Here is a 26,004-nt window from a genome sequence, read left to right as displayed (position 1 = left end):
TATGTCCTAGTTGGGAAGGTTTTATTCTATTCAAGCTACTTAACGTTCTCTAATCAAAGTTTTTCATTTCAAATCCCTCACCCAAACTATCCCCTTCCCATGACTTTTTCTAATGCTGGTAGCATCTTAGCTACGCTGACACAAGTGGATCGTATGGGCCTATTGGCGGCGCGTGTTAAACATCTGCCAATTGGGGAGTTTATTTGCATTTTAGATTTTATTACCGCAGAATTTCAGCAATTTCTCCGGGCAATTGATCTGATTAATAATGAAGGAATCGAAACTCTATTAGAACAATTGCTCGATGCCTTTACCCTCAAAATTGGGCAAATTCTGCAAGCTGATCGCACGACAATTTTTTTAGTAAATCGTGAAAAAAATCAACTCTGGTATACGAAAATTCAGGAAGAAACTGGACTAGCAAAAGAAATCCGTTTACCAATGAATTCGGGAATTTTAGGTTATGTTGCCCGCACGGGTAAAGGCATGAATGTCACCGATGCTCATAACTGTGAATTATTTGATGTGGATGTGGATGAACCCCCCGGATATTATGCCCGCACCATTCTGTGTATGCCAATTTTTAGTAGCCAAAATCCAGAAGAATCCGTGGCGGTGGTACGGTTGTTAAATAAAGCTGAAGATGCAGAATTCACCGAAGAAGATGAACAACAATTTAGAGCTTTTGCCGATTCGATTGGGATTATTTTAGAAAGTTGTCAATCGTTTTTTGTTGCCGCCCGAAATCAACGGGGAGTCGCCGCTTTATTAAAAGCAACAACAACTTTAGGGCAAAGTTTGGATTTAGAAACAACGTTACAAGCGGTGATGGAACAGGCACGGGATTTAATGCAAGCTGATCGCAGTACCTTATTTTTATTACAAAAAGAAACTCAAGAATTATGGACAAAAGTAGCAAATGCCGATGGTTCAAAAATGATAGAAATTCGGATTCCTGCTAATCGTGGGATTGCCGGATATGTGGCTTCAACGGGTCAAGTTTTGAATATTCCCGATGCCTATTGTGATCCTCGATTTGACCCCAACACTGACCGCAGAACTGGTTATCAAACCCGAAATATTTTATGTATGCCAGTGTTTAATGCGGCGGGGGAATTAATTGGGGTGACTCAGTTAATTAATAAGAATAAAGGGAGTTTTACTAATTCCGATGAAGAATTTTTGAGGGCGTTTAATGCTCAGGCAGGAATTGCCTTACAAAATGCTCAGTTATTTGAAAATGTCATGGTGGAAAAGCAATATCAGAAAGATATTTTACAAAGTCTTTCTGATGTGGTAATTTCTACGGATTTACAAGGAAAAATTGTGACGATTAATGATGCGGCTTTGGAATTATTGGGCTGTCCGAAACCACAAGTTGGCGATCGCTCCATTCGTCAATATTGGGAGGAAAAATTAGCCGGACGTTATGTTTGGGAAGTCCTACCAATTGACAATTTAAGATTCCGTTTGGAAGATAGTCTCCGCCATGCCGCCCGTCACTATGTTCCTGAACAAAGTTTAACCGTCGGTTTAATTAAACAGGAAGAAACTCAAGGAGATGTCATCCAAACTACCTATATTTTAGGCATTCCCGATCACTCCAATTCGGAAATTTATCATCCCTGGGGAGAACCCACAGACCCACAACCCAACACTATAACCTATCCTAAACAGCAAGTTCGACCAATCGAGCGCAGTATTAATTTAACCGTTAATCCCCTGACTAACCCCGAAGGTGGAGTTAGGGGGGGGTTAGTGGTTTTAGAAGATATTAGTCGGGAAAAACGGATGAAAACCACCATGTATCGCTATATGACTCCGGGGGTTGCCGAACAGGTTATGGCTTTGGGAGAAGATGTTTTAATGGTGGGAGAACGTAAAGAAGTGACGATTTTATTTTCCGATATTCGGGGTTATACAACCTTAACAGAAAATTTAGAAGCCTCCGATGTGGTGGCGTTATTAAACCAATATTTTGAAACCATGGTAGAAGCGGTTTTTTCCCATGAAGGTACTTTAGATAAATTCATTGGGGATGCCTTAATGGCGGTATTTGGGGCTCCCCTTCCTCTGCGGGATAATCATGCTTGGATGGCGGTAAAATCGGCTTTAGATATGCGTCGCCGCCTGAAGGAATTTAATCAAATGCGACCCGATGAACCGCAAATTAGAATTGGTATTGGCATGAGTTCGGGGGAAGTGGTATCGGGAAATATTGGTTCACAAAAACGCATGGATTATACCGTTATTGGGGATGGGGTAAATTTAAGTTCTCGCTTAGAACAAATTACTAAACAATATGGTTGTGATATTATTATTAGTGAGATGACTTATCATTTATGTCAAGATAAAATTTGGGTGCGGGAATTGGATCGAGTGCGGGTGAAAGGCAAGAATCAGGCGGTGAGTATTTATGAGTTAATTGGCAATCGTTCGATTGCTTTAGATGACCAGGTACAAGAGTTTTTAGATTGTTTTAATCAAGGGAGAATCGCTTATTTAGCGAAAGATTTTAAACAAGCAATTCGGATTTTTGAAGAAGCGAAAAAAATGCGTCCTGATGATCGGGCGGTACAAATTCATTTAGTGCGATCGCAACAATATTTACAAACTTCTGTTCCTGAAGAATGGGATGGTGTTTATACAATGACAACCAAATAAATTTTAACCCAATTGATTTTATATTGATTTCTTAATTGGGCTACTGTAGCATGAATTTTCGGAAATGGTATTAGGCTGTATCAGGAAAGATCAGTATTAGAGACGCGCCGTGGCACGTCTCTACAATAATGACTGTTATCCTAGAACAAAATTACTCTTACCTATCAAGCTACTATCGACTCCAAGCAGTTGAGCCAACTGTTGTTGACTACTGGCGATTTTAATCAGAGTCGAGCCGTTAGAAGAGGTAATTTCTAACTGTTCAAAAGTTAGACCTCCGGTTAAGGCGATAATATCCTCTCCTTTAGTAAAGTCGGTAATTAGCTCATTCCCAAAACTACTGGCCAGATAGAAGCGGTCATTACCCGCACCACCTGTTAGGGTATCATCGCCAGAGGCTCCGATTAACCAGTCATTACCCTGACCTCCGGTTAAGATATCGTTACCCTCACCACCATCGAGGGTATCATCTCCTAAATCTCCCAATAGGATATCATTGCCTTCATTTCCATCTACAAGGTCATTGGCTTGACCGCCGTAGAGGCTGTCATTATCTGCACCACCAGACATAGTGTCTTGGTCTTCTCCACCCAAGAGCAGGTCATCACCTCCATTGCCTTCTAAGATATCGTTGCCCACATCTCCGAATAGGATGTCCTTACCGTCACCGCCTTGGAGGGAGTCATCATTTTTACCGCCAAACAGCAGGTCATCACCATTGCCTCCTTGTAAAAAGTCATCGTTTTGACCGCCTAAGAGGATGTCATTACCGTCATCTCCGATTAGGATGTCTTTGCTTTCATCTCCAGAAATGAGGTCGTTGCCCTCACTACCAATAATATAATCATCTTCTTTACCTCCATGAGCGATGTCATCTCCGCTACCGAGATCGAGGTAATCATTGCCTTTGTACCCGTACACCTGATCATTTCCCGCACCTGAGTTAATCGAGTTATTCTCATCTGTGCCGAATATTAGGTCATCATCACTTGTCCCCTGTTTGGCTTTTCCACTGGGTTTGGTTGTGTTTAACTTGAGCCCGACAATAAAATTCGTGGGATCAAATACGGTCGTAGGTTGGGGTGTAGGAGCTACTGTAGGTTGGGGTGTGGACGTTACCGTAGGTTGGGGTGTGGGAGTTACCGTAGGTTGGGGTGTGGGAGTTACCGTAGGTTCTGGTGTGGGCGTTACCGTAGGTTGGGGTGTGGGAGTAACCGTAGGTTTGGGTGTGGGAGTTGGTTTAGGTTCTGGTGTGGGAGTAACCGTAGGTTCTGGTGTGGGAGTAACCGTAGGTTCTGGTGTGGGAGTAACCGTAGGTTCTGGTGTGGGAGTAACCGTAGGTTGGGGTGTGGGAGTAACCGTAGGTTGGGGTGTGGGAGTAACCGTAGGTTGGGGTGTGGGAGCTACCGTAGGACTCGGTGTGGGAGCTACTGTAGGACTCGGTGTGGGAGCTACCGTAGGACTCGGTGTGGGAGCTACTGTAGGACTCGGTGTGGGAGCTATGGTATCTACGGTGATGATAACTGGACTGGAAGCGGTAGATGTATTTCCGGCGGTATCTGTGGCTGTGGCTGTTAAGGAGTTAGCACCTGGAGTTAAAGCTGTGGTGGTAAGACTCCAGTTACCGGAAGCATCGGTAGTCGCAGTACCTACTGTAGTTGTACCTTGTAAAATATTAACTGTACTACCAATTTCCGCAGTCCCAGTCAGAGTGGGAGTGGTTTTGTTGGTTGTGGTGGGGGTAGTGGTGATAGTTGGGACGGCGGGTGCTACGGTATCTAAGGTGATGATAACTGGACTGGAAGCGGTAGAAATATTACCTGCGGTATCTGTAGCTGTGGCTGTTAAGGAGTTAGCACCTTGAGTTAAGGCGGTGGTGGTGGTAATACTCCAGTTACCGGAAGCATCTGCTGTGGCTGTACCTAGGGAAGTTGTACCTTGTAAGATATTAACTGTACTACCAATTTCCGCAGTTCCGGTAAGAGTGGGACTATTAGTTGTACCAGTGGTGGTGATAGTTGGGACGGTGGGAGCTACGGTATCTAAGGTGATGATAACTGGACTGGAAGCAGCAGAAATATTACCTGCGGTATCTGTAGCTGTGGCTGTTAAGGAGTTAGCACCTTGAGTTAAGGCGGTGGTGGTGGTAATACTCCAGTTACCGGAAGCATCTGCTGTGGCTGTACCTAGGGAAGTTGTACCTTGCAAAATATTAATTGTACTATTAGCTTCCGCAGTCCCAGTCAGAGTGGGAGTGGTTTTGTTGGTTGTGGTGGGGGTAGTGGTAATAACTGGTATGGCTGGTGCTAAAGCATCAATGGTTAAACTATTACTAGCTGCGGGTGTCCCGGTTTTCACACCACTATCAAAGGTGATATTGCTTAAGGTGGGTGCTGCTAAATTGATGGTATCAGCATTGGTAGGCGATGCTGAGATATCAGTAGTTACGAATAAATAACCAGTGGTGCTTCTGGTAATAGCTTGATTTAACCCAGTGAATGCTAGACTACCGCCTGTTGCTACGGGTGCTTGGCTTGATAGTGGGGTATCTGTTGCTGCATCAAAGGTGCTATCAGCCGAATACCATAATTTGAAGTTGGAGACATCAGTGGCTTGATAAGTCCCGCCTGTAGTTAGGGTTAAACCTGTGAGGTTGGCGTTAACTTCGGTGATAGCTAAGTTGACTTGGTATAGCAACTTATTGGTATTACTGGGGCCGACTGTGGCGGCGGAGACGGCGGGTGTGGTGACGGCAATATCAGGAGTACCATAACGGGCGAGGGCAAAGTCATTGTTGGTACCATTGTTAGCATACCCCGCTACCACGATTCTGCCATTACTATCAATGGCGACCTTAGCGCCATTGTCGGCAGCACCGTTGAAATCAGTGGTCACTTTGCCTGTGGTATTAAAACTGGTATCAAGGGTGCCGGTATTGTCGTATCGTGCTAGGGCAAAGTTACTGTTGGTACCATTCAAAGCAGCCCCCGTCACCACGATTTTGCCATTACCATCAATGGTTATGCCATTGGCACGGTCGTTGGCAGCGTTGAAATCAGTGAGCACTTCGCCTGTGCCATTAAAACTGGTATCAAGGGTGCCGGTATTGTCGTATCGTGCTAGGGCAAAGTCATTGTTGGTACCATTGCTAGCTTGCCCCGCCACCAGGATTTTGCCATTACCATCAATAGTCATGGTATTGATAAGGTCGTTGGTAATGCTGATAAAAGTAACCACTTTCCCCCCAGTCCCAAAAGTGGTATCAAGGGCGCCGGTATTGTCGTATCGTGCTAGGGCAAAGTCATTGGTGGTGTTAGTAATGCCAGTAGACCCCGCCACCACGATTTTGCCATTACCATCAATACTCACGGCAGAGGCACTGTCGAGACCATTGATGTTGGTAGTCACTTTCCCCCCAGTCCCAAAACTGGTATCAAGGGTGCCGTCACTGTTGTATCGTGCTAGGGCAAAGTCATTGTTGATACCATTGTAAGCATACCCCGCCACCAGGATTTTGCCACTACCATCAATGGTTATGGCATTGGCACTGTCGCCATAAAGAAGGCCCAAAACATCAGTAGTCACTTTTCCCCCAGTCCCAAAAGTGGTATCAAGGGAGCCGTCACTGTTGTATCGTGCTAGGGCAAAGTCAAAGTTAGAACTTCCCGCCACCAGGATTTTGCCATTACTAATGGTTATGGCATTGGCACTGTCGATACTATTGATGTTGGTGGTCACTTTCCCTGTGCCATTAAAACTGGTATCAAGGGTGCCGTTAATGTTGTATCGTGCTAGGGCGAAGTCAAAGTTAGAAGTCCCCGCCACCAGGATTTTGCCATTACTATCAATGGTCACGGCAGAACCCACGTCGCTAAAGCCAAAATCAGTGGTCACTTTCCCTGTGGTATTAAAGGTGGTGTCTAAGTCCCCCGCACCTAATACTCCTTGATAAGCTAATTGCAGGTCTGATGTGAGGACGGTAGGTGGCGCTATCTCACCTAATTTTACCTCTAATTCCCAGTTACCGCCTAAATCACTATTCCCGGTGAGGGTATTACTGGCGGCAATATTCGCCCCGGTAATTTGGTGTAACTTCTCGATAAATTCCGTACCCGCGTCTCCGGCGGCTACGTTACATCCATATATATAGAGATGGGCGATACCCCATTCTTGGATTTGGGAGCGATATTTTTCTAGGTTGCCCAATTCTAGGGTGCTGTTGCCCAGGTAGAGGCAGCCGGGGCTACCGTGGGAGATGATGTGTAGGGCTTCGATGCCTGTATGTTGAGCTAGGAGTGAGGTGATTTGCTCTATAGCATCAGGCTGGCTTTCGAGGATGTAGGTGGCCGTGCCTGGTTTGATGCCTTGGACTATGTGTTGACTATCGGATACTGTGGGGTCAATGATGACGATGGAATTGGGATTTTTGCTAAAGCAAAAATCCCAATTCAAAAAATTTTTTTTGGAGGTGCGATGAATTTGAGGTAGAGTACCCATTGGTTTTTGCTTCCTGTAGAATGCTTTATTGTTGAGTCAGTCTGGCTCTGTGGCCGGACTTGAGTTATGAGTTGGTATTTCTACCTCGGGACAGATGACAATTTATTTCAACAACGTAGCAGCGTTCCTTTCGGTTGTCAATGAGTTAAGTAGGTAAACAAAATTAATTACACATTGGGTTAACTTGAAGCCCTTGAAACACATAGAAAACCAGAAATCGGATGTGCAAATAATTTTGTGTAGGTACTTAGCTGATCATTTACAAACTCTTTACATTTCTCTGGGGTATTTTACAGAAATCATCAAAAAAGTCGCAGCGATTTGACGTGGCCGGGGCGGGGGTTTATGATCTTATTGGTTTTATGTGTTTGTGTTATAGTCAAAAAAAGTAAATATAAATAACCATCTGCGTTGATCTGTACTATATTATTTTCCAGGTGACACCATGAAATTTATTAACCCCAAAACAGACTACGCCTTTAAAAAAATCTTTGGTTCGGATCAAAGTCAAGATATTTTAATTAGTTTCCTGAATGCTATCGTCTATCAGGGTGAGACTTTCATCACTTCTTTAGAAATTATCGATCCCTACGCCCCCGGCAGAATTTCTGGTTTGAAAACAACTTATTTTGATGTTAAGGCTCAACTGAATAACGGCGAAAATGTGTTAATTGAAATGCAGGCGTTTAATGTCCCAGCTTTTGGCAAAAGGATTCTTTATAACACAGCAAAAATGTATGTTAATCAGCTAAAATTAGGGGAAGTTTATCCAGAATTGAGAGCAGCAATTGGTGTAGCGGTGACGGATTTTATTATGTTTAATGAACACAATAAAGTCATTTCACAATTTACGCTGAAGGAAGATGAGTTACTGCTGAATTATCAACATAGTCCGTTAAAATTAGTATTTGTGGAGTTACCTAAATTCACTAAAACTCTGGAAGAATTAACAACTATTACGGATAAATGGCTTTATTTTTTACGCAAAGCACCAGATTTAGAAGTAGTGCCAGAATCTATGTTAATTATACCAGAAATTGAGAAGGCTTTTGCGATCGCCGATCGGGTAAACTTAAGTTTAGAGGAAATAGATGATTTGGAGAAGCGGGAACAGTTTGAACGGGAAAGAATAGGTGTTATTGAGTTGAGTAAGGCTGAAGCTCGGGCTGAAGGGCGAACTGAAGGGCGAACTGAAGGACGGGCTGAAGGTATTCAAATTGGTCAAATAAATCTGATTAAACGCCTATTGCAACGGCAATTAGGGGAACTAAATCAAGCAATAGAAGATAGTTTATCACAGCTATCATCAGAGCAATTATCAGCTTTAGCTGAAGCTATTTTTGACTTTTCTAGTATAGCTGATTTATCCAGTTGGCTAGAAACTAATTGCCCTAGTTTAACATAACTGAGGCGATGCCTAATTCCCTATTTATATTATTTCCACTAACACCATGAAATTTATTAACCCCAAAACAGACTACGCCTTTAAAAAAATATTTGGCTCCGATCAAAGTCAAGATATTTTAATTAGTTTCCTGAATGCGATCGTCTATCAAGGTGAGACTTTTATCACTTCTTTAGAAATTATTGATCCCTACGCCCCCGGCAGAATTTCTGGTTTGAAAACAACTTATTTTGATGTTAAGGCTCAACTGAATAACGGCGAAAATGTGTTAATTGAAATGCAGGCGTTTAATGTCCCAGCTTTTGGCAAAAGGATTCTTTATAACACAGCAAAAATGTATGTAAATCAACTAAAATTAGGGGAAGTTTATCCAGAATTGAGAGCAGCTATTGGTGTAGCTGTGACGGATTTTATTATGTTTAATGAACACAATAAAGTCATTTCACAATTTACGCTGAAGGAAGATGAGTTACTGCTGAATTATCAACATAGTCCGTTAAAATTAGTATTTGTGGAGTTACCTAAATTCACTAAAACTCTGGAAGAATTAACAACTATTACGGATAAATGGCTTTATTTTTTACGCAAAGCACCAGATTTAGAAGTAGTGCCAGAATCTATGTTAATTATACCAGAAATTGAGAAGGCTTTTGCGATCGCCGATCGGGTAAACTTAAGTTTAGAGGAAATAGATGATTTGGAGAAGCGGGAACAGTTTGAACGGGAAAGAATAGGTGCTATTGAGTTGGGTAAGGCTCAAGGGCTGGCTGAAGGGATACAAATTGGTGAACAAATTGGTGAACAAAGAGGTGAACAAAGGGGTGAACAAAGGGGTGAACAAAGGGGTAAAATAAATCTGATTAAACGCCTATTAAAACGGCAATTAGGTGAACTAAATCAATCAATAGAAGATAGTTTATCACAGCTATCTTCAGAGCAGTTATCAGCTTTAGCTGAAGCTATTTTTGACTTTTCTAGTATAGCTGATTTATCTAGTTGGCTAGAAACTAATTGCCCTAATTGAACATGAGTGAGATCAGGTTAATTTATTAGAGATTAACCTGTCGTTTAACTTCTTGTTCAATTTGATTCGGAATATTGTCTATTTCTGTCGATAGTTTTTCCAAAGATTGTTCCACCTTTTGATGTAGTTCATTCATTTGATGTTGTTGTAAATTTCCCCATTGGGGTAATTGATTAATAAATTGTTGCAGATCCACAATCACATGGGTTAAACTATTAATCTGGTCTAACTCCGGCCGTTTTTGGAACGCTTGCACAACAATTTCTAACTCCGATTGCATCATGCTTAATGTTTTTTCTAATAGATTTTGACGTTCTAAAAGATTTTGAATCACCGCCATTAAAGATTGCAATTCTTGAGCTAATTGAGGATTGGGATTAATTGCCAGTCCCGAAGATATATTCAAAGTAGAGATAGTTTTCTGTAACTGATCCATGAGTTGATCTAAATCAGCTTGATGTTGCTGAGTTAAACTTTTATTTGTCGCACTATTTTTCCGAATTTGTTGGGCTAATAATTGACGATTGAGCCAATTTAATCCCAGGGCGAAGGCACCCGGAATCGCTGCATAGGTGATTGATTGTCCGGTGAGCAGACCAAAGGAACCGATAATTGCCGCAATAATAAAAATTAATTCGACGAGTTCCGGCCATTGCTTTTTATTAAACATATTATTTGTATTAAGTATTAAATTCAAGGGGCTAGGAGCCAGAGAAGTTGAGACTAGGAAAGCAATTGAATCATTTTCACCCTACCATTTGATCATGGGTAAAGGATTTCGCCGATGGGCTAATAATTCTGTCTTTCCAAGATTTAGCAGATTTTTATGAAATCCCAGGTTGGGAAATGTATCTAAGACTTTTTGAATATCATTCTTTGATAGATCAAATGATCTTATCCCCATTGATACATCAATCCAGTCCGCTTTTCTAAATACTTCAACTAAAGGATATTTACTATCTGGATATCTTCTAATTTTATGGTGTTGATCGATCATCAACTCAATTTCCTTTGACCACTGTTCTTTGCCATTATCCTGCAAATATTTTTTAGCTACCTCTATAGAAGGCTCCAAATAATCGACCGTATTATCTGTCCATATTCCAATATCATGAAAACAACCAGCAATCACGAACTTTTCCTGATCATCTTGCGTAGATTGATGTAGTATTAGGCAAAAATTAACCACTCGATAGACATGGTTTTTATAGGGTTGATATTGACTTCCTATCGTCCCTTGCCACTGATCAAGGATTTGTTCCAACAAAGGAATACGTTCTTGAATTGCCATCACTTTTCCTTAATTGTTTGCCAACATACTAATTATACTATAATTAATAAACTTTAGTAAACTCAGTAATGATTAAAATATTGCATCTTTCGGATATTCATTTGGGAAGTGGTTTTTCCCATGGACAAATCAATCCTGAAACTGGCTTAAATACTCGCTTAGAGGACTTTACCGCCACCTTGGGGCGTTGTATTGATCGAGCGATCGCAGAACCCGTGGATTTAGTCTTATTTGGCGGAGATGCCTTTCCTGACGCGACTCCCGCCCCCTATGTTAAACAGGCTTTTGCCGCTCAATTTCGACGGTTAGTCGATGCAGAAATTCCCACGGTTTTATTAGTAGGAAATCACGATCAACATTCCCAGGGACAAGGAGGAGCCAGTTTAGGGATTTATCGAACTTTAGGAGTTCCCGGTTTTGTAGTTGGGGATAGTTTAGCAACCCATACCATTCCAACCCGCAACGGCGCAATTCAAGTTATTACTTTACCTTGGTTAACTCGGTCAACTTTATTAACTCGTCCTGAAACCGAAGGACTCTCTTTAGAAGCAGTAAATCAACTCTTAATTGAGCGTTTAACCGTCGTTTTAGAGGGAGAAATTCGGCAGTTAGACCCCGAATCACCCACTATTTTATTAGGGCATTTGATGGCAGATAAAGCCAATTTAGGAGCGGAACGGTTTTTGGCTGTTGGTAAAGGATTTAATATTCCCCTGTCCTTGTTAACCCGCTCTTGTTTTGATTATGTTGCCCTAGGTCATGTCCATAAACATCAAAATCTGAATCGGACTAATGATCCCCCTGTTATTTATCCGGGAAGTATTGAGCGAGTGGATTTTAGTGAAGAAAAAGAAGACAAAGGATTTGTTTTAGTTGAAGTCGAAAAAGGTCAAGTTAAATGGCAATTCTGTGCGTTACCTGTGCGATCTTTTTGTACGATTAAAGTAGATATTTCTAAATCTGATGATCCTCTCCAAACCTTAATTAAAGTGATTGAAAAAAATCACATCCAAGACGCAGTTGTTAGGTTAATTTATCAACTGCGTTCCGACCAATTAGATTCCGTTAATAATACAGAATTACACCAGCTTTTGAGTGCCGCCCATAGCTACACTATTAAACCCGAATTAGTTAGCCAATTAGCACGACCCCGTTTGCCAGAATTGGATTCTGGAAGTAGTATTGATCCCCTGGATGCACTGAAAACCTATTTAACCAGTCGGGAAGATTTACTAGGACTTCAAACCGAAATGATCGAAGCGGCTCAACTGCTATTAGCGGGAGAATAATAGAATTAAGATTCAGGCGGGGGAGAATCATTCCGGTGTTTTAAAGTTTGTTCAATTAACTTAATTAAACTTTGACTATTGGAGTCTGAATTTATTTCTTTCCCAGGAGTATAATCGAAAAATTGAGTCAACTCAGGACTAATATCTTTAGCTTGTTCTACAATTAAAACAATCAAATTAGGATTATAATTACCAATGAGGTGTTTTAATTCCTTCATCACCATTTCCACTCGTTCTAACTGCAAGGAAACCGAGCGAGAAATACCAGACTGATTTTGAGCAATATCTTGGAGTTTATGAACATGAAATTTAAAATGATTAGCCATCTTATTGATCTGCTGATTAATATTTAAAATTTGATTCAGCATTTGATTGATTTCTGTATTAATTTGATTAAATCCTTGGGGTGTAGATTGGGATTGATAAGCGACAATCGATCCTTTGACAGCCAAATGACGAATTTGTTGGAGAATTTTACTACTTAAATTACAAGCGGAGTGCATCGAGTCTAAATCATGAGCAATAGACGTGCTGATCTCTTGGATGTAATCGGTATTAGAATTAATGGAATTAGTATTGACAACAATTTCATTAAAAGATTTGTTTGTTTCCTTAATAACTAGCTGACTAATTTGCAAAAAATCTTCATTAATCTCAGTAATTTTTTTGGCGGTTTCAAAAATTTCCTGTTGTTTGACTTTTAAAAAATCCTCATAATTTTTCTTGATTATTTCTTGTTTATTTTGATAATATTTACTGCATTTTTTAACTTTGTTTTTTTCGTTTTTGATAATATCAAAAGATTGTCGAATTTGAGATTGTTGTTGTCGAATAATATTCTGAGCATGATTTAACAGTTGATTTTGAGCTAATAACAGCACTTGCACATCAATAATCCGAAAAATTGTATGTCCAGAAACAATCACAATCGGCTCATAAATTAATTCTTTAGATCGATTTAATGCACTATTAACAGCATCTGCTATTTTAGAATTCTGATCTAATAATAAAGGGGGAGTTCTGAGATAGTCAAGAAGCACTCGAATAGGACTGTTAAAATAAAGATTTTCCCGCTGTGGGGTGTTCATTTGTTCTCGAAACTTTGCTCGTGAAATCATTCCTAAGAAACGAGTTTCATCCATGACGATTACTCCGGGTAAATTAGGGTTTTGTGCGAAGTTCTGAGCAACAACTTTTCCTAAAGTAGTAGAACTGACTCGAAAATCATGAGAAAGGACAGAAGCTAAGGTAGAATCAAAAGTTATGGAAGATGGGCTGCTCATTCACTTTAGCGGTTTGGCGCAAACAAGGGTGATTCTAAGATCATATTGATCACATTGGATTATTTTGTCAAGTTCAGCAGCCACAAACTCGTTAATAGCTACGGCTTTTTTCCTCCTCCCCTATTCTTTAGAGTAACGGTTCTATAAGCCTGTGGACGATATTTTATATCAGCAACTGCAACAAGAGCGACTCTTAAATCAAGTTACGACTCAGATTCGTCAGAGTTTAGATTTATCGGTAATTTTATCAACGGCGGTTGAACAGTTGCGTCAATTTTTATTAGTAGATAGATTGATAATTTATCAATTCAATATCAAACAGCCATTAGAATTAGAGGATTATACAAGTGATTGTGACCAGGAAAAACAGCCCGATTTTATTCAAAAATTAAATTTAGACTGTTTCTTTGGAAAAGTAACTTATGAAGCTCGTTCTTCTGATCAAATTATTTCTGTTTTAAATACATCTGAGGAGCAAGATTGTTTAAAGTATGGCTGTAATCTTCAGGATAAATATTATCACGGTTTTATTCAGTCCGTTTCTGATATTGAGGATAATTATAATAATTCCCCCTGTTTTATTGAATTTTTAAAACAATTTCAAGTCCAATCAATATTAGTGCTTCCGATTGTGGTTCAACAGGAACTATGGGGGTTATTAATTGCTCACCAATGTTTAGAACAACGTCAGTGGAAAACCATAGAAAAAAGGTTTTTAAATCAAATTACCCAACATTTATCCATTGCAATTCATCAAGCCGAACTTTATGCCCAAGTTCAACAACAAAAACAAACCCTAGAACAACGAGTCCTAGAACGAACCGAAGCCCTCCATGATGCCTTATTAGGGGCGCAATCTGCAAACGTAGCTAAAAACCAATTTTTAGCGACTATGAGTCATGAATTGCGAACGCCCTTAACCTGTGTGATTGGAATTTCAGCCACTTTATTACGCTATTCGGGGGAAAAACAAGTCGAGAAGCAACTGTCCCCTGATAAGCAACGGGGGTATTTAAAAACAATTCATGATAGTGGAGAAAAATTACTAGAACTGATTAATGATATTTTGGATTTATCTCAAGTAGAAGCTGGAAAAACAGTTCTCCAAATTAGTGAATTTTCTTTATCAAAATTAGCTAATCAAGTGATCAAAACTTTCCAAGAAAAAGCTAAAAACCGTCAAATTGAACTCATTAATGAGCCGCAAATTAAATCCAATCACAACTTGTTTACTGGAGACTATAACCGGATTCTACAAATTTTATTTAGTTTATTAGAAAATGCTATAAAGTTTACACCAAATGGAGGAAAAGTCACCCTAAAAATCAGAGTTGATCAGAATACAGTGATTTTGCAAGTTAAAGATACCGGAATCGGTATTCCTGATGATCAAAAATCCCTGCTATTTGAGAAATTTCAACAGTTAAATTCGAGCTATGACCGTCAGTATGGAGGCGCGGGTTTAGGTTTGGCTTTAACTAAACAATTAGTAGAATTACATGGAGGAGTGATTCAATTTCAATCCCAGGTGGGAGTAGGTTCTATCTTTACCGTCTATTTACCATCTTTACCCCTAAATTCTAAACTCTCCCAGGATGAAATTGCCCCATCACCCTTAAAAACTTCCCTCCCTTCGGTTTATCTTAATTTTCCCCATCGCAAGTGTGTTTTAATTGAAAATGATGAAGAAACAGCGACTTTAATTTGTGATTTATTAACCGCAGCCGGATATCAAGTGGTTTGGTTAATTGAAGGATTTACCGCCGGGCAGCAAATTAAATTGTTACAACCGGATGCTGTGATTATTAACCTCCATTTAGCCGGACAAATCAGCTATGAAATTCTGAATCAACTTCAGGATAAACCCGAGACCCAAAAGATTAAAATTCTAGCATTAACCCATGAAAGTTCCTGTCCCGAATCTAAACTTTATAAAAATTTAGAAAATTATGATTGTTTAGTCAAACCCATTAAACCCGATGAATTGTTGAATAAATTGGGTTATTTAGTTTAGTTAGTAATTATTTGTAGGGGCGGGTTCATCGAGATTTAAGTGATTAACAAAGATCTAAAAGAACCCGCCCGTACCGGAAATCAGTTAACAGTTAGCAGTTGGCAATTATTAGTTAGTAGTTATTGGTTATTAGTTAGTAGTGTGAGAGTGAATTGATGAACGAATGAATTCTGGGGTGATTACCCATTCTCCCCCAACAACCGTTAAAATCAGAAGTTGAGGTGCGAGGAAAGCCAGGGATTAATTCTTGTGTCCTTTGGGTAAACTGTTGATTAAATCTACAACTGAAGCGGTAGACCTGCCCCGCTTCCCCTTGGAGATGCCACCAGAGCCTCTCAATTGATTAAACTTTAGGTGGGATATCTAGTAGAACTGAATTGATGAATTTTTTATCTTTGCGATTAACAACATTTGGACTGTTGACCATTGGAGCCTTAATTCATGTTCCGGTTGCCAATGCCAACCTCTCAAAAACAATTTCTCCTGTCCCCCCATCCTCCCTTCCTTCTAAGGATTTAATCTCTAATTACGGCTTTGATTCTCCCCTAATTTTGGCAGCCGATAAAACAGAAGAAGAAACCAATATTAAAGTCTATGAAAAGGCAAGTCCCGCCGTGGTTTCCATTGATACCAAAAAAACCAATGGCAGTGGAACCATTATTAGTTCCGATGGTTTCGTGTTAACCAACGCCCATGTGGTATCCGGCGGAGGTACCGTCACCGTCACCCTGGCCGATGGCCGCAAGTTAGAAGCGGAGGTCATCGCCTTTGGAGAACCCGGACTTGATTTAGCCGTGCTGAAAATTCACAATATTCAAAACTTACCCACCATTCCCATTGCCCGTCCCAATTCGGTGAAAGTGGGTCAACGGGCTTTTGCCATTGGTAACCCCTTTGGCCAATTCCAAAACACCTTAACCGTAGGAATTGTTAGTCGTTTAGACCAAAACCGTAATTTAATTCAAACCGATGCGGCAATTAATCCTGGAAACTCCGGTGGCCCCCTGCTCAACAGTGCTGGGGAATTAATTGGGGTGAATACGGCGATTTTTACCCGGGGTCAGGGCGGAGGCAATATTGGTATTGGTTTTGCCATTTCCGTTGACCGGGTTCCGCCATTTTTGCAAGAGGTGAAAGAGGGACGGGCATCTCGCACCCCGACGGCGGAAACCCCGGCGTTTGAAAAGGAAAATGCCAAACAGATTCAATTAAATGGCCCGGAAGTTACGGATACTTTGAAACAGGGGGATGAAGTTTTACCCGTTGATAATAGTTTTTATCATGTTTATGCCTTTGAGGGAAAAGCGGGTCAACAGGTAACAATTGAAATGAGTAGTAACGAGGTGGATTCCTATTTAATTTTGTTAACAGAAGATGGAGAGGAGTTAGCCCAAGATGATGATGGGGGAGGAGAGAAAAACGCCAAAATTGTTACCACTTTACCAACGGATGGAACTTATCTTTTATTAGTCAATTCCTATGAAGCAGGAGAGGCAGGAGTCTATCGTTTACGCTTGAAAGCAACAGAATCCTCCTCCAGTTCGGGAACCGGTCAACTTATTTTAAATGAAACAGGAGTCTTAGAAAATCAGGATTCTGTTTTATCATCCGATGGCAGTTTGTATGATGAATATACTTTTGAAGGAAAACAGGGACAGTCTATTTTAATTCGCTCAGAAAGTCAGGATTTTGATTCCTATTTGGCATTATTTGATCCCAAGGGAAAATTAATAGCTGAAAATGATGATGCCAGTCAGTCTGATAAAAACGCAGAAATTCGGGTGACTTTACCCGCCACAGGTCGGTATAGAGTGGTGGTCAATGCTTATGATAAAACAGGTCGAGGTCAGTATTTATTAACTGTCCGTTAGCGACCCCATAATTCCACTTACCCCGAAGTTTCCCCCTATTCCCTATTCCCCACTATACTGAGGTTTTTATGCAATCAATGTTAATCTGGACAACAACAATGGGTGTATTCGCTCTGCTTCAGACCCCATTATTCGATGTTCTAAAGGTTTCTAATTCCTATCCCTTGAGGGGTTTAGTCCTTGAAAAAGTCGTCGCCCAAGAAACCCCTAATCCTCAACCCTCAGCTAGTCCTGAACCACAGGAAACCCCCGCCCCCACCACAACCCCCAGTCCTGAACCCCCGACACCCTCACCGACAACTCCACCCAGTCCTGAACCCGCTCCAAAACCTACCCCTCCGGCATCTGCTCCTCTATTATTAGAAAAGCAAGGTGAACTCAAAGAAGGAGATCAAGTTTTAGCATCTGATAAGAGTTTGTATGATGAATACACTTTTGAAGGAAAAGAAGGTCAGCAAATCACCATTTTATTAGAAAGTTCTGAGTTTGACGCCTATCTTGCCCTGTTTAATTCAGATAATGAATTACTGCAAGAACATGATGATATCAGTCAAACCAATTCCAATGCTGAAATTACGATCACTTTACCCAAAACCGGAACCTATCGAGTGATTGTTAATGCTTATGATAGTAAAGGTAAAGGAAAATATTTGCTCAAAATCAAGTAAATCAGGGAGACGTGCCCTGGGTGCGTCTCTACTACAAGGCAATACTTTCTAATAGTACCCAATGGCGATTATCAATAATTAATTGGCTGATTTGTTCAAAGATTTCTCGACAGTGATTATGGCTTTGTAAGGGTAGGGATTCATTTTTAATAAAAACCGTCATTTTAGTTTCGTCTATCATCGCAGTGGCTGTGTCAAAAACGATTTCAGCAATCACTAATTGATTCACGCTCACTTGACCAATATTTTCCCTGGCAATAATAGAACTTGGTGTTTGATAGGTGATTTCTAGGTTACAGGATTCTAAAATATCAATCATCATCGGTACGAGATCTTCGAGACCAACATTAACAACAAAAAAACCAGTGTAGCGGGCCATAGGGAACTCCAGATGTGCAATAAATTAATTAGAACTTCAAAGGGAATAATCCATTCCAGACCTTATCATATTTGCATAACCTTTTGAAGACCAACAGATAATTAACAGATGCAGGGAAAATTAATTGTTTTTGAAGGAGTTGAAGGAGGGGGGAAAACCACTCAAATGCAACGTATCCAAGGGTGGTTACAAGGTCTGATAGATACCCCTGTGATCATCACGAGGGAGCCCGGAGGCACCCTATTAGGCCAGGAGTTAAGACGGTTATTATTAGAATATCAGGGGGAGGAACCCATCCAGAATCGGGCGGAATTATTAATGTATGCTGCCGACCGCGCCCAACACGTTGAGGGATTTATCAAGCCTTTATTGGATCAGGGAAATATTATTTTGTGCGATCGCTACACCGATTCAACGATCGCCTATCAAGGCTATGGTCGAGGTTTAGATCTCAATTTAATTCATCAGTTAAATCAAATTGCCACTCAGGGGTTAGAAAGTGATTTAACCCTATGGTTAGAGATTGATGTGGAAATCGGACTCGCCAGAACTCGAAATCGAGGTAAAATGGATCGGATGGAACAAGCTAATTTGGAATTTCATCGGCGTGTACAACAGGGGTTTCAACAATTAGCTGAATATCATCCAGACCGAATTATACCAATTAATGGGATGTTAAATCTTGATCAAGTCACAGAAACAATTCAATTAATTTTAACTCAAAAATTAACAGCCTGGGGATTCGCAATTTAAGGTGATCAAAATAAAATGAATACCTTTTTTGACCAATTAATCGAACAACAAGCCGCCATTGAGTTATTAACCCAAGCTGTAGCCCAAAATAGAATCGCTCCAGCCTATTTATTTGCCGGGGTAGATGGTATTGGTCGGACATTAACTGCTAACTGTTTTATTGAATTTCTATTTTGCCAAAATTCCGATAAACAAGTTAATCAAAAACAGATTCACTCTCGAATTCAACAGAAAAATCACCCCGATATTTTATGGGTAGAACCCACCTATTTACATCAGGGAAAACGACTTTCTACCAAGGAAGCCACAGAAGCTGGAGTCAAACGGAAAGCCCCCCCTCAAATTCGGATTGAACAAATTCGAGAAATTAGTCAATTTTTGAGTCGTCCTCCCTTAGAAGCCCCTCGGTTAATGGTAGTGGTGGAACACGCGGAATCCATGCCGGAATCTGCCGCCAATGGACTTTTGAAAACCTTAGAAGAACCTGGAAAAGCTACAATTATTTTAATAGCACCCGGCATTGATTCTTTATTACCAACCTTGGTTTCTCGCTGTGCTAAAATCCCCTTTTATCGGTTAACTGATACAGGGATGATTCAAGTCCTAAAACGCCATAATTTTGAGGATATTCTATCTCATTCTGAAATTTTAGCCATGGCACAAGGAAGCCCAGGACAAGCCATTTCCCATTGGCAACAACTACAAACCATTCCTGTAGAATTTTTAAATAAAGTCAAAAAGCCTCCCTCTAATTTAAGATCGGCTTTAGAGTTAGCAAAGGAAATTAGCCAAACTTTGGACAGTGAAGCGCAACTCTGGTTAGTTGATTATTTACAACATTGTGATTGGCAAGATCAACAAAAAACCGGAATTATTGATCAAACCTTCTTAAAACAGTTAGAAAAAACTCGACAATATTTATTAAGTTATGTTCAACCTCGATTGGTTTGGGAATGCACATTAATGAGTCGATTTTGAAAATATAAGAAATAGGCAATATAGCAGTCGCCACATCTATTAGGACATTCTTGAAAGCTAAAAGCTGCTCACAGTAAGTATTTACCTATTGCCCATTCCCTATTCCCTCTTGCTATATAATTCCTTATGACTAAAACATTTTTAAATCCACAATTTAGTTTTCTCTTGAAACCTAGTGGAAATCTAAAATCAGCAAGGGCTTTGAGATTAACTATTGCCCTATCTGTTGCGTTAGCCGTTGGAAAATTAACTGGTCATTCTGATATTGGTTTTTATGTGGGTCTGGATAGCTTATTTTTTCTGTTGAGTGATACCGGGGGATTTTATTGGACTCGGGCTATTTCTCTATTATTTACAGTTTTGGTTTCCACTTTATTTGTTGCTTTGGCGACCTTAGTTTCACATATTCTATTACTCAAACTCATATTTTCATTTTGTAGTTTATTTTTAGTGGGCTATATCAGTTTATATGGACATCCAGGAGTTTTGTCGGGAATAGTAATTGGTTTGTTTACTTTATTTACCCTAAATCTACCCTCTGGAGGTTGGGAAATTGTCAGTGAAAGAGTGATTATTTGTCTAATAGCTGGAACTTGGACAATGGTATTGTGTTTGGGTATTTGGCCATTAAATCCCTATCTTCCCTTAAAAAAATCAATTAGTCAATGTTATCAAGCTATTGCAAAATATATTAATCAAGCTAAGAATATATCTGAATCTCAAGAATTAAAACAAGTTATTCAAGTACGAGAAACCCTACAAAATGCCCGCCAAGCCTGGACATTAGACCGAAAATTAAGATTAGGAAATACGAGGTTAGGGGAATCAGCTATTATTTTAATTCAGGATGCGGATAATTTAATCACATCCATTGTTACGGTAATAGAATTAGTCCAGCTTCATCAACATGATCCTCAATTTGTCACCGTCCGTATTTTAGTCAATGATGCCTTAGAAAAAATTGCTTTATTTTGTCTAAACTTAGTCAAACTTTTGTGGAATAAATCGATTACTGTTAATACAGATTACTTACAATCTATTGTAACAGCGATCGCCCAACAAAAACAACTCCAACAAAAAACCATAGCCGATCATGCTGAAGATTATCCGGCTTTGGTTGTCATAGAACGCATTATTTCTACCTTAGAAACCATTATTATTCAATTAGATTCTACCGCATCTACTGTCATTCAAATCAAAAATAATCAATCGATTAATCGTATCCCAAAAGACAAAATTTTATCCGCAGAATCAGAATTATTATCAGGAAGTAAAACCCCATCTTGGTTTGATCCTTTACGAGATAATTTTACCTTTGACTCCAGCTTTTTTCGTCACGGACTCCGGTTAAGTATCATGATCACGATTGGGGTAGCTATTTATAGTATAGCAGAACTTCCCCAAGGAAATTGGTTAACAATGACTATTTTAGTGGTTTTACAACCTAGTTTTGGCAATACCTTTCAACGATTTTTTCATCGGATGTTAGGAACAATTTTAGGCGCAATAATTACCCCTATTTTTTGGTTACTGATTCCCAGTCAATTAATTTTACAAACCATTAGTTTAAGTTCAATTGTGATTGGATTTTCTTTAATTCCTTTTCATTATGGTTTATCTGTGTTTTTCATCTCTATATTTGCCATTGGAACAGAAATGAGTAGACAGGGGGGAGATTGGCAAGTTGCAATGATTCGTTTTCTCTGGACTTGTGTGGGGGCAGCCTTAGCTTTTGTGGGGGCATTTTTGTTATTTAGACCCAATGAAAAAGAACAGTTATCGGTTAAATTAGTGAAAGCAATTTCCGCCTCTTTAGATTACTTTAATGCGGTTTTATCGGTTTATTTAGGAACCGTCCCCTATGATTTAAACCTAATTATTAAACAACGACAAAAAACCCGTTTAGCTTATTTTAATGCTCAAGCAGCCTTACAACAGTTAAGTAGTGATCCGAATACCTCGGCTACGGATATTGAACCGAAAATGGCACTATTAATTTATTTACACCGATTTAGTCGTTCTGTAAGTGTTTTATTCGCACAACTTGAGCATTTTAGCGGCACTGAACCCCATCCTGAACTAGCGAATTTTGTTGAACAAGTCAATCAATTTTTTCTCCCTCTAATTAGCTCTATTTTAACCGGAACTTTACCGCCTGCCTTACCCACTTTTGAACCTTCAATTCAAGCCATACAAACCCACCTACAAACCTTACAAGTAACTCGCCTGCAAGAATTTGCTACCGATCAAGACTATACCCCTACCCGTCAAATTTTAAAAGATTATACCATTTTAGGCATCGAACTCAATCAAATGCTCAATTCCCTCAACTCTATTGATTCTACCGTTGTGCGTTTAAACCAATAAAAAACCCCTCACATCAGATCGAGGGGGCATAATTTCTGAAAACTATATTGTTAACAGTTTGATTTCAAATTAATGAATCCATTCGGGTATCGCTTCTTCTTTCGTATTAGTCCGACGTTCCGGGGTTTCACGCACAAACTTGAGATGGACAGAACGGGTTTGTTCTCCATCGGCGGCTACGGCGAAAATCGGGAAGTCGAGTAAACCATCTTGGAAAGACATCTGTAAACGGAATGTACCATCGGAGTTCAGTTTAATCGGACGTCCGCCAATGGTTAAGTTAGCACTAGGTTCGGTCGCGCCATAGACAATTAGTTCAGCATCCGCTACTAACCAGAATTCCCGAGGGCGAATGGGAGGCATGGAAGCACCCATCCCGATACCAGACATTCCCATCCCGGACATTGTATAGCCGAATCCGGCACCGGACTCTGTATAACCCACACCGGATTGAGTATAACCCACACCGGATTGAGTATAGCCCAATCCCGCCCCTGACTCCGTATAACCCACACCCGATTGAGTGTAGCCAATACCGGATTGGGTATAACCCACACCCGATTGAGTATAGCCAACACCCGACTGGGTATAGCCCAATCCCGCCCCTGACTCCGTATAACCCACACCCGATTGAGTGTAACCAATACCGGATTGGGTATAGCCCACACCCGATTGAGTATAGCCAATACCCGACTGGGTATAGCCCAATCCCGCCCCTGACTCCGTATAACCTACACCCGATTGAGTGTAGCCAACACCCGATTGAGTATAGCCAACACCCGATTGAGTATAGCCAACACCCGATTGAGTATAGCCAACACCCGACTGAGTATAGCCAACACCCGACTGGGTATAGGCCAATCCCGCCCCTGACTCCGTATAACCTACACCCGATTGAGTGTAACCAATACCGGATTGGGTATAACCTAATCCCGCCCCTGACTCCGTATAACCTACACCCGATTGAGTGTAACCAATACCGGATTGAGTGTAACCAATACCTAGACCCACACCAGACAGGCCCATACCCGACTGGGTATAACCTAATCCAGCCCCTGACTCTGTATAACCCACACCCGATTGAGTATAACCAATACCAGATTGGGTATAACCAATACCCAGACCCACACCAGACAGACCAATACCCGATTGGGTATAACCTAATCCAGCCCCTGACTCTGTATAACCGATACCGGATTGAGTATAACCAATACCAGATTGGGTATAACCAATACCTAGACCCACACCAGACAGGCCAATACCAGATTGGGTATAACCTAATCCCGCCCCTGACTCCGTATAACCCACACCCGATTGAGTGTAACCAATACCGGATTGAGTGTAACCAATACCTAGACCCACACCAGACAGGCCAATACCCGATTGGGTATAACCTAATCCAGCACCAGACTCCGTATAACCTACACCCGACTGGGTATAACCAATACCAATACCCGACTGGGTTTGTCCAACACCGGAAGTGGTGTAACCTACACCCGATTGAGTGTAACCAATACCAATACCCGACTGGGTTTGTCCAACACCGGAAGTGGTGTAACCCAAACCGACACCAGACTGAACTTCACCAACTCCAGAAGCCCAAATTCCCACGCCGGAGGGGAAAATAAAAGAACTCACAGCCTTTTCGGGTTTAACAACTTGGTGCATCGAACCAAAGAGGGAACCCGCAATCCGTTTAGCTTCTGTTTCCTTGGATAACCCAAATAGATCGCTATGAACCCCGGCAAGGACATAGGATTTTTTGGGGACAGGGAACTCATAGAAGGTTTTCCCCTGTAATTCTTCTTCCCAAGAAACGGTAATAAACTGATCGTCAATCCATTCTGCGGGATAAACCGGAGGAATCCGAGTCGCCGCAGAACGAGCTAATTCTAACCACCGACCGTCAACACAGCGATAACCAATTTCAACAACATAATCTCGATCGCTGACCGGAATCGGTAAATACCATTCCCGCGCCAACTCATCACAGGGATATTCTTGAATACTATGGGGACTTTGAGAGTCCAAATCAATATCAGTAACATCATAAATCCGCAGGGCTAACTGTTGTCCCCCTTGGCGTCGAAACATTTCCTTCTGTTCGTTAGAAACGTCCCAGTAAGTATAGGCCGATTCAGGATCTCGGGGCATCATCACAATCTGGCTTTCACCATACCCACCGGGTAAGTCAGCTAAACCCTCATCCACGGAGGATAGGGAATCAGCTATCTGATAGTTCTGACCGACTAGAGAAAACTTTGCAACTTCCACTTGTTCTTGTGCCTCCAATGCGCGAGATGGATTAGGGGTTCCAAACTTCTGACTTTCGATTTCCTCGATAGCTTCTAAAAGCTGAGATTTACGCATTCGACTATAGCGAGAAATGCCATATTCACTTGCTACCTTGCGAAGTTGCCGCAGTGTCATAGTTTCTAAAGGTGGGCGTTCCTTTGACATAAAAGAGTGATCTCCATTGGCTTAAACAGCAGATTGATAACTCTGTGGAAATTCTTCGGGATCATGGGGATCGCTTGATTACTCACCATATTGCAGAAAATATTAAGTTTGGTCAAGGGGTAAATCAATATTGATGAGTAAATATACACAGTTTTCGGGATTATGGGGATCATTATGTCATGAATCCCTGACATTTGGAGGTAAAAAAAACCTCTTTGGGGATCAAAGAGGGATATTTCCATCAGCGAATCACTTGCCAATCTTCAATCCGCCAAGCTCCATCCTTACGAATCAAGCGATACTGAATCTGTAAAGAGGCATCCTCCGTGTTTTGGGCCTGACCGCGACTAAAAAACTGGGTTTGTTCCTGAACATTGGCGATTGCGAGAGCTTGGTTAGGATTAGCCTGATCAATCTGGACTTCACTGACTTTCACGTTGTGTTTGTAAGTGCGATAGGAACCCTCTTGTTTCATGTTTTGTGACATAGCCACCCAACGGGCCAAGGCCGGATCAACTAATATTTCCCGCAGACCCTCAACTCGATACTCTGGCCCTAGGGCGGCGGATTTTGCCGATAACCATTGATTCAGTTTGGCTTCCGCCACTTCTGGAGTGATTTTTTCCGGTTCGGCGGTGACGGGTGTTGGTTCAGGAATGGGTAAGGGAGGCTGGCTCAACTGCACCATCGCCTGTTCCCCTTTCAAAGTTGGCCCAGACCAGCCTAAAACATCGGCAAAGGCTCCCAAAACCCGGGAGAGTAAGAACCACAGCAACCACAGTCCGAATAACCCTCCCAGACCCAGAATTAATAACCGACGCCATTGACTGGAATCATTTTTCCGTTGAATCCGACGGAGGCTACTACTATTGGCAGAGCTAGAAGCGGTTTTGGGGGAAGGAGTTGGCGGGACATGGGCTGACGCGGTCGGGTCTGGAAGCGGTTGGGGGGCAGTTTCGGACGAACCGCGACGGGAAGATTCAGGAATTTTGCGACTTCCCTGTAAGGAGGTTGCGGTAGAACCCGGTTCTACCGCAGTCCGCACACTGGCTGGGGGGGGT

17 protein-coding genes are annotated in these 26,004 nt (G+C 41.1%); 10 read left to right on the top strand and 7 right to left on the bottom strand.

Annotated features, from left to right (window positions below; translation table 11 throughout):
• Positions 1–99 precede the first annotated feature (99 nt).
• Positions 100–2,664, top strand: a complete 2,565-nt coding sequence (locus PL11201_RS10075; RefSeq protein WP_079678451.1) for an adenylate/guanylate cyclase domain-containing protein — start codon at positions 100–102, stop codon at positions 2,662–2,664.
• A gap of 135 nt (positions 2,665–2,799) precedes the next feature.
• On the opposite strand, the gene PL11201_RS25950 is transcribed toward PL11201_RS10075, so the two are convergent.
• Positions 2,800–7,161 carry a DUF4347 domain-containing protein gene (locus PL11201_RS25950; protein WP_144017719.1) on the bottom strand — a complete coding sequence of 1,454 codons (4,362 nt, stop codon included), beginning with the start codon at positions 7,159–7,161 and terminating at the stop codon, positions 2,800–2,802.
• Between the two features lie 445 nt (positions 7,162–7,606).
• Here PL11201_RS25950 and PL11201_RS10030 point away from each other — a divergent pair, with 445 nt between their 5' ends.
• Together PL11201_RS10030 and PL11201_RS10025 are read left to right on the top strand one after the other, a co-directional pair.
• Positions 7,607–8,566 carry an Rpn family recombination-promoting nuclease/putative transposase gene (locus tag PL11201_RS10030; protein WP_079678450.1) on the top strand — a complete coding sequence of 320 codons (960 nt, stop codon included), beginning with the start codon at positions 7,607–7,609 and terminating at the stop codon, positions 8,564–8,566.
• Positions 8,567–8,612: 46 nt separating this feature from the next.
• Positions 8,613–9,590 carry an Rpn family recombination-promoting nuclease/putative transposase gene (locus PL11201_RS10025; protein WP_079678449.1) on the top strand — a complete coding sequence of 326 codons (978 nt, stop codon included), beginning with the start codon at positions 8,613–8,615 and terminating at the stop codon, positions 9,588–9,590.
• 25 nt (positions 9,591–9,615) lie between these two features.
• Here PL11201_RS10025 and PL11201_RS26775 read toward each other — a convergent pair whose 3' ends face one another.
• Both PL11201_RS26775 and PL11201_RS10015 read right to left on the bottom strand, forming a co-directional pair.
• Positions 9,616–10,260: a hypothetical protein gene (locus PL11201_RS26775; RefSeq protein ID WP_079678448.1), complete on the bottom strand. Its 645-nt coding sequence runs from the start codon at positions 10,258–10,260 to the stop codon at positions 9,616–9,618.
• An 81-nt stretch (positions 10,261–10,341) separates the two neighbouring features.
• Positions 10,342–10,881, bottom strand: a complete 540-nt coding sequence (locus PL11201_RS10015) for an HD domain-containing protein (RefSeq protein ID WP_079678447.1) — start codon at positions 10,879–10,881, stop codon at positions 10,342–10,344.
• Positions 10,882–10,949: 68 nt separating this feature from the next.
• On the opposite strand from PL11201_RS10015, the gene sbcD reads away from it, so the two are divergent.
• Positions 10,950–12,170, top strand: a complete 1,221-nt coding sequence (gene sbcD / locus PL11201_RS10010; protein WP_079678446.1) for an exonuclease subunit SbcD — start codon at positions 10,950–10,952, stop codon at positions 12,168–12,170.
• A gap of 5 nt (positions 12,171–12,175) precedes the next feature.
• Here sbcD and PL11201_RS10005 read toward each other — a convergent pair whose 3' ends face one another.
• On the bottom strand, positions 12,176–13,453 hold the full coding sequence (locus tag PL11201_RS10005; RefSeq protein WP_144017718.1) for a CBS domain-containing protein: 1,278 nt from the start codon (positions 13,451–13,453) through the stop codon (positions 12,176–12,178).
• A 151-nt stretch (positions 13,454–13,604) separates the two neighbouring features.
• Here PL11201_RS10005 and PL11201_RS10000 point away from each other — a divergent pair, with 151 nt between their 5' ends.
• The 3 genes from PL11201_RS10000 to PL11201_RS09990 all read left to right on the top strand — a co-directional run bounded on the left by PL11201_RS10000 (position 13,605) and on the right by PL11201_RS09990 (position 18,006).
• Complete coding sequence (locus PL11201_RS10000) at positions 13,605–15,467, top strand: hybrid sensor histidine kinase/response regulator (RefSeq protein WP_079678444.1); 1,863 nt, start codon at positions 13,605–13,607, stop codon at positions 15,465–15,467.
• Between the two features lie 380 nt (positions 15,468–15,847).
• Positions 15,848–17,338 carry a trypsin-like peptidase domain-containing protein gene (locus tag PL11201_RS09995; RefSeq protein ID WP_079678443.1) on the top strand — a complete coding sequence of 497 codons (1,491 nt, stop codon included), beginning with the start codon at positions 15,848–15,850 and terminating at the stop codon, positions 17,336–17,338.
• 68 nt (positions 17,339–17,406) lie between these two features.
• Positions 17,407–18,006 (top strand): PPC domain-containing protein, encoded by a 600-nt coding sequence (locus PL11201_RS09990; protein ID WP_079678442.1) that lies wholly within the window; start codon positions 17,407–17,409, stop codon positions 18,004–18,006.
• A gap of 31 nt (positions 18,007–18,037) precedes the next feature.
• Here the strand turns inward: PL11201_RS09990 and PL11201_RS09985 are convergent, their stop codons facing one another.
• A complete protein-coding gene (locus PL11201_RS09985) occupies positions 18,038–18,385 on the bottom strand; it encodes a hypothetical protein (protein WP_079678441.1) in 348 nt (115 codons plus the stop codon).
• A gap of 108 nt (positions 18,386–18,493) precedes the next feature.
• Here PL11201_RS09985 and tmk point away from each other — a divergent pair, with 108 nt between their 5' ends.
• From tmk to PL11201_RS09970, 3 genes are all read left to right on the top strand, one after another.
• Positions 18,494–19,138: a dTMP kinase gene (tmk, locus tag PL11201_RS09980; protein WP_079678440.1), complete on the top strand. Its 645-nt coding sequence runs from the start codon at positions 18,494–18,496 to the stop codon at positions 19,136–19,138.
• Between the two features lie 15 nt (positions 19,139–19,153).
• Positions 19,154–20,116 carry a DNA polymerase III subunit delta' gene (gene holB, locus PL11201_RS09975; RefSeq protein ID WP_079678439.1) on the top strand — a complete coding sequence of 321 codons (963 nt, stop codon included), beginning with the start codon at positions 19,154–19,156 and terminating at the stop codon, positions 20,114–20,116.
• Positions 20,117–20,242: 126 nt separating this feature from the next.
• Positions 20,243–22,483 carry an FUSC family protein gene (locus PL11201_RS09970; RefSeq protein ID WP_079678438.1) on the top strand — a complete coding sequence of 747 codons (2,241 nt, stop codon included), beginning with the start codon at positions 20,243–20,245 and terminating at the stop codon, positions 22,481–22,483.
• Positions 22,484–22,552: 69 nt separating this feature from the next.
• Here the strand turns inward: PL11201_RS09970 and PL11201_RS27495 are convergent, their stop codons facing one another.
• On the bottom strand, positions 22,553–24,943 hold the full coding sequence (locus tag PL11201_RS27495) for a DUF4912 domain-containing protein (RefSeq protein ID WP_079678437.1): 2,391 nt from the start codon (positions 24,941–24,943) through the stop codon (positions 22,553–22,555).
• 241 nt (positions 24,944–25,184) lie between these two features.
• The coding region (locus tag PL11201_RS09960) for an ARC6/PARC6 family protein (RefSeq protein ID WP_159451525.1) at positions 25,185–26,004 on the bottom strand (820 nt) is incomplete at its 5' end.

The organism is Planktothrix sp. PCC 11201, assembly GCF_900009135.1.
GTDB lineage: Bacteria > Cyanobacteriota > Cyanobacteriia > Cyanobacteriales > Microcoleaceae > Planktothrix.
Note: the sequence above shows the minus strand (reverse complement) of the source record. Positions and strands in the feature narration are given on the sequence as shown.

What these genes read in the sequence shown, in the direction of transcription:
- PL11201_RS27495 (WP_079678437.1), bottom strand. Translation starts at nt 24,943, where the DNA reads ATGTCAAAGGAACGCCCACCTTTAGAAACTATGACACTGCGGCAACTT.
- PL11201_RS10005 (WP_144017718.1), bottom strand. Translation starts at nt 13,453, where the DNA reads ATGAGCAGCCCATCTTCCATAACTTTTGATTCTACCTTAGCTTCTGTC.
- tmk (WP_079678440.1), top strand. Translation starts at nt 18,494, where the DNA reads ATGCAGGGAAAATTAATTGTTTTTGAAGGAGTTGAAGGAGGGGGGAAA.
- PL11201_RS25950 (WP_144017719.1), bottom strand. Translation starts at nt 7,161, where the DNA reads ATGGGTACTCTACCTCAAATTCATCGCACCTCCAAAAAAAATTTTTTG.
- PL11201_RS10075 (WP_079678451.1), top strand. Translation starts at nt 100, where the DNA reads ATGACTTTTTCTAATGCTGGTAGCATCTTAGCTACGCTGACACAAGTG.
- PL11201_RS10030 (WP_079678450.1), top strand. Translation starts at nt 7,607, where the DNA reads ATGAAATTTATTAACCCCAAAACAGACTACGCCTTTAAAAAAATCTTT.
- PL11201_RS09985 (WP_079678441.1), bottom strand. Translation starts at nt 18,385, where the DNA reads ATGGCCCGCTACACTGGTTTTTTTGTTGTTAATGTTGGTCTCGAAGAT.
- PL11201_RS10015 (WP_079678447.1), bottom strand. Translation starts at nt 10,881, where the DNA reads ATGGCAATTCAAGAACGTATTCCTTTGTTGGAACAAATCCTTGATCAG.
- PL11201_RS09970 (WP_079678438.1), top strand. Translation starts at nt 20,243, where the DNA reads ATGACTAAAACATTTTTAAATCCACAATTTAGTTTTCTCTTGAAACCT.
- sbcD (WP_079678446.1), top strand. Translation starts at nt 10,950, where the DNA reads ATGATTAAAATATTGCATCTTTCGGATATTCATTTGGGAAGTGGTTTT.
- holB (WP_079678439.1), top strand. Translation starts at nt 19,154, where the DNA reads ATGAATACCTTTTTTGACCAATTAATCGAACAACAAGCCGCCATTGAG.
- PL11201_RS09990 (WP_079678442.1), top strand. Translation starts at nt 17,407, where the DNA reads ATGCAATCAATGTTAATCTGGACAACAACAATGGGTGTATTCGCTCTG.
- PL11201_RS26775 (WP_079678448.1), bottom strand. Translation starts at nt 10,260, where the DNA reads ATGTTTAATAAAAAGCAATGGCCGGAACTCGTCGAATTAATTTTTATT.
- PL11201_RS09995 (WP_079678443.1), top strand. Translation starts at nt 15,848, where the DNA reads ATGAATTTTTTATCTTTGCGATTAACAACATTTGGACTGTTGACCATT.
- PL11201_RS10025 (WP_079678449.1), top strand. Translation starts at nt 8,613, where the DNA reads ATGAAATTTATTAACCCCAAAACAGACTACGCCTTTAAAAAAATATTT.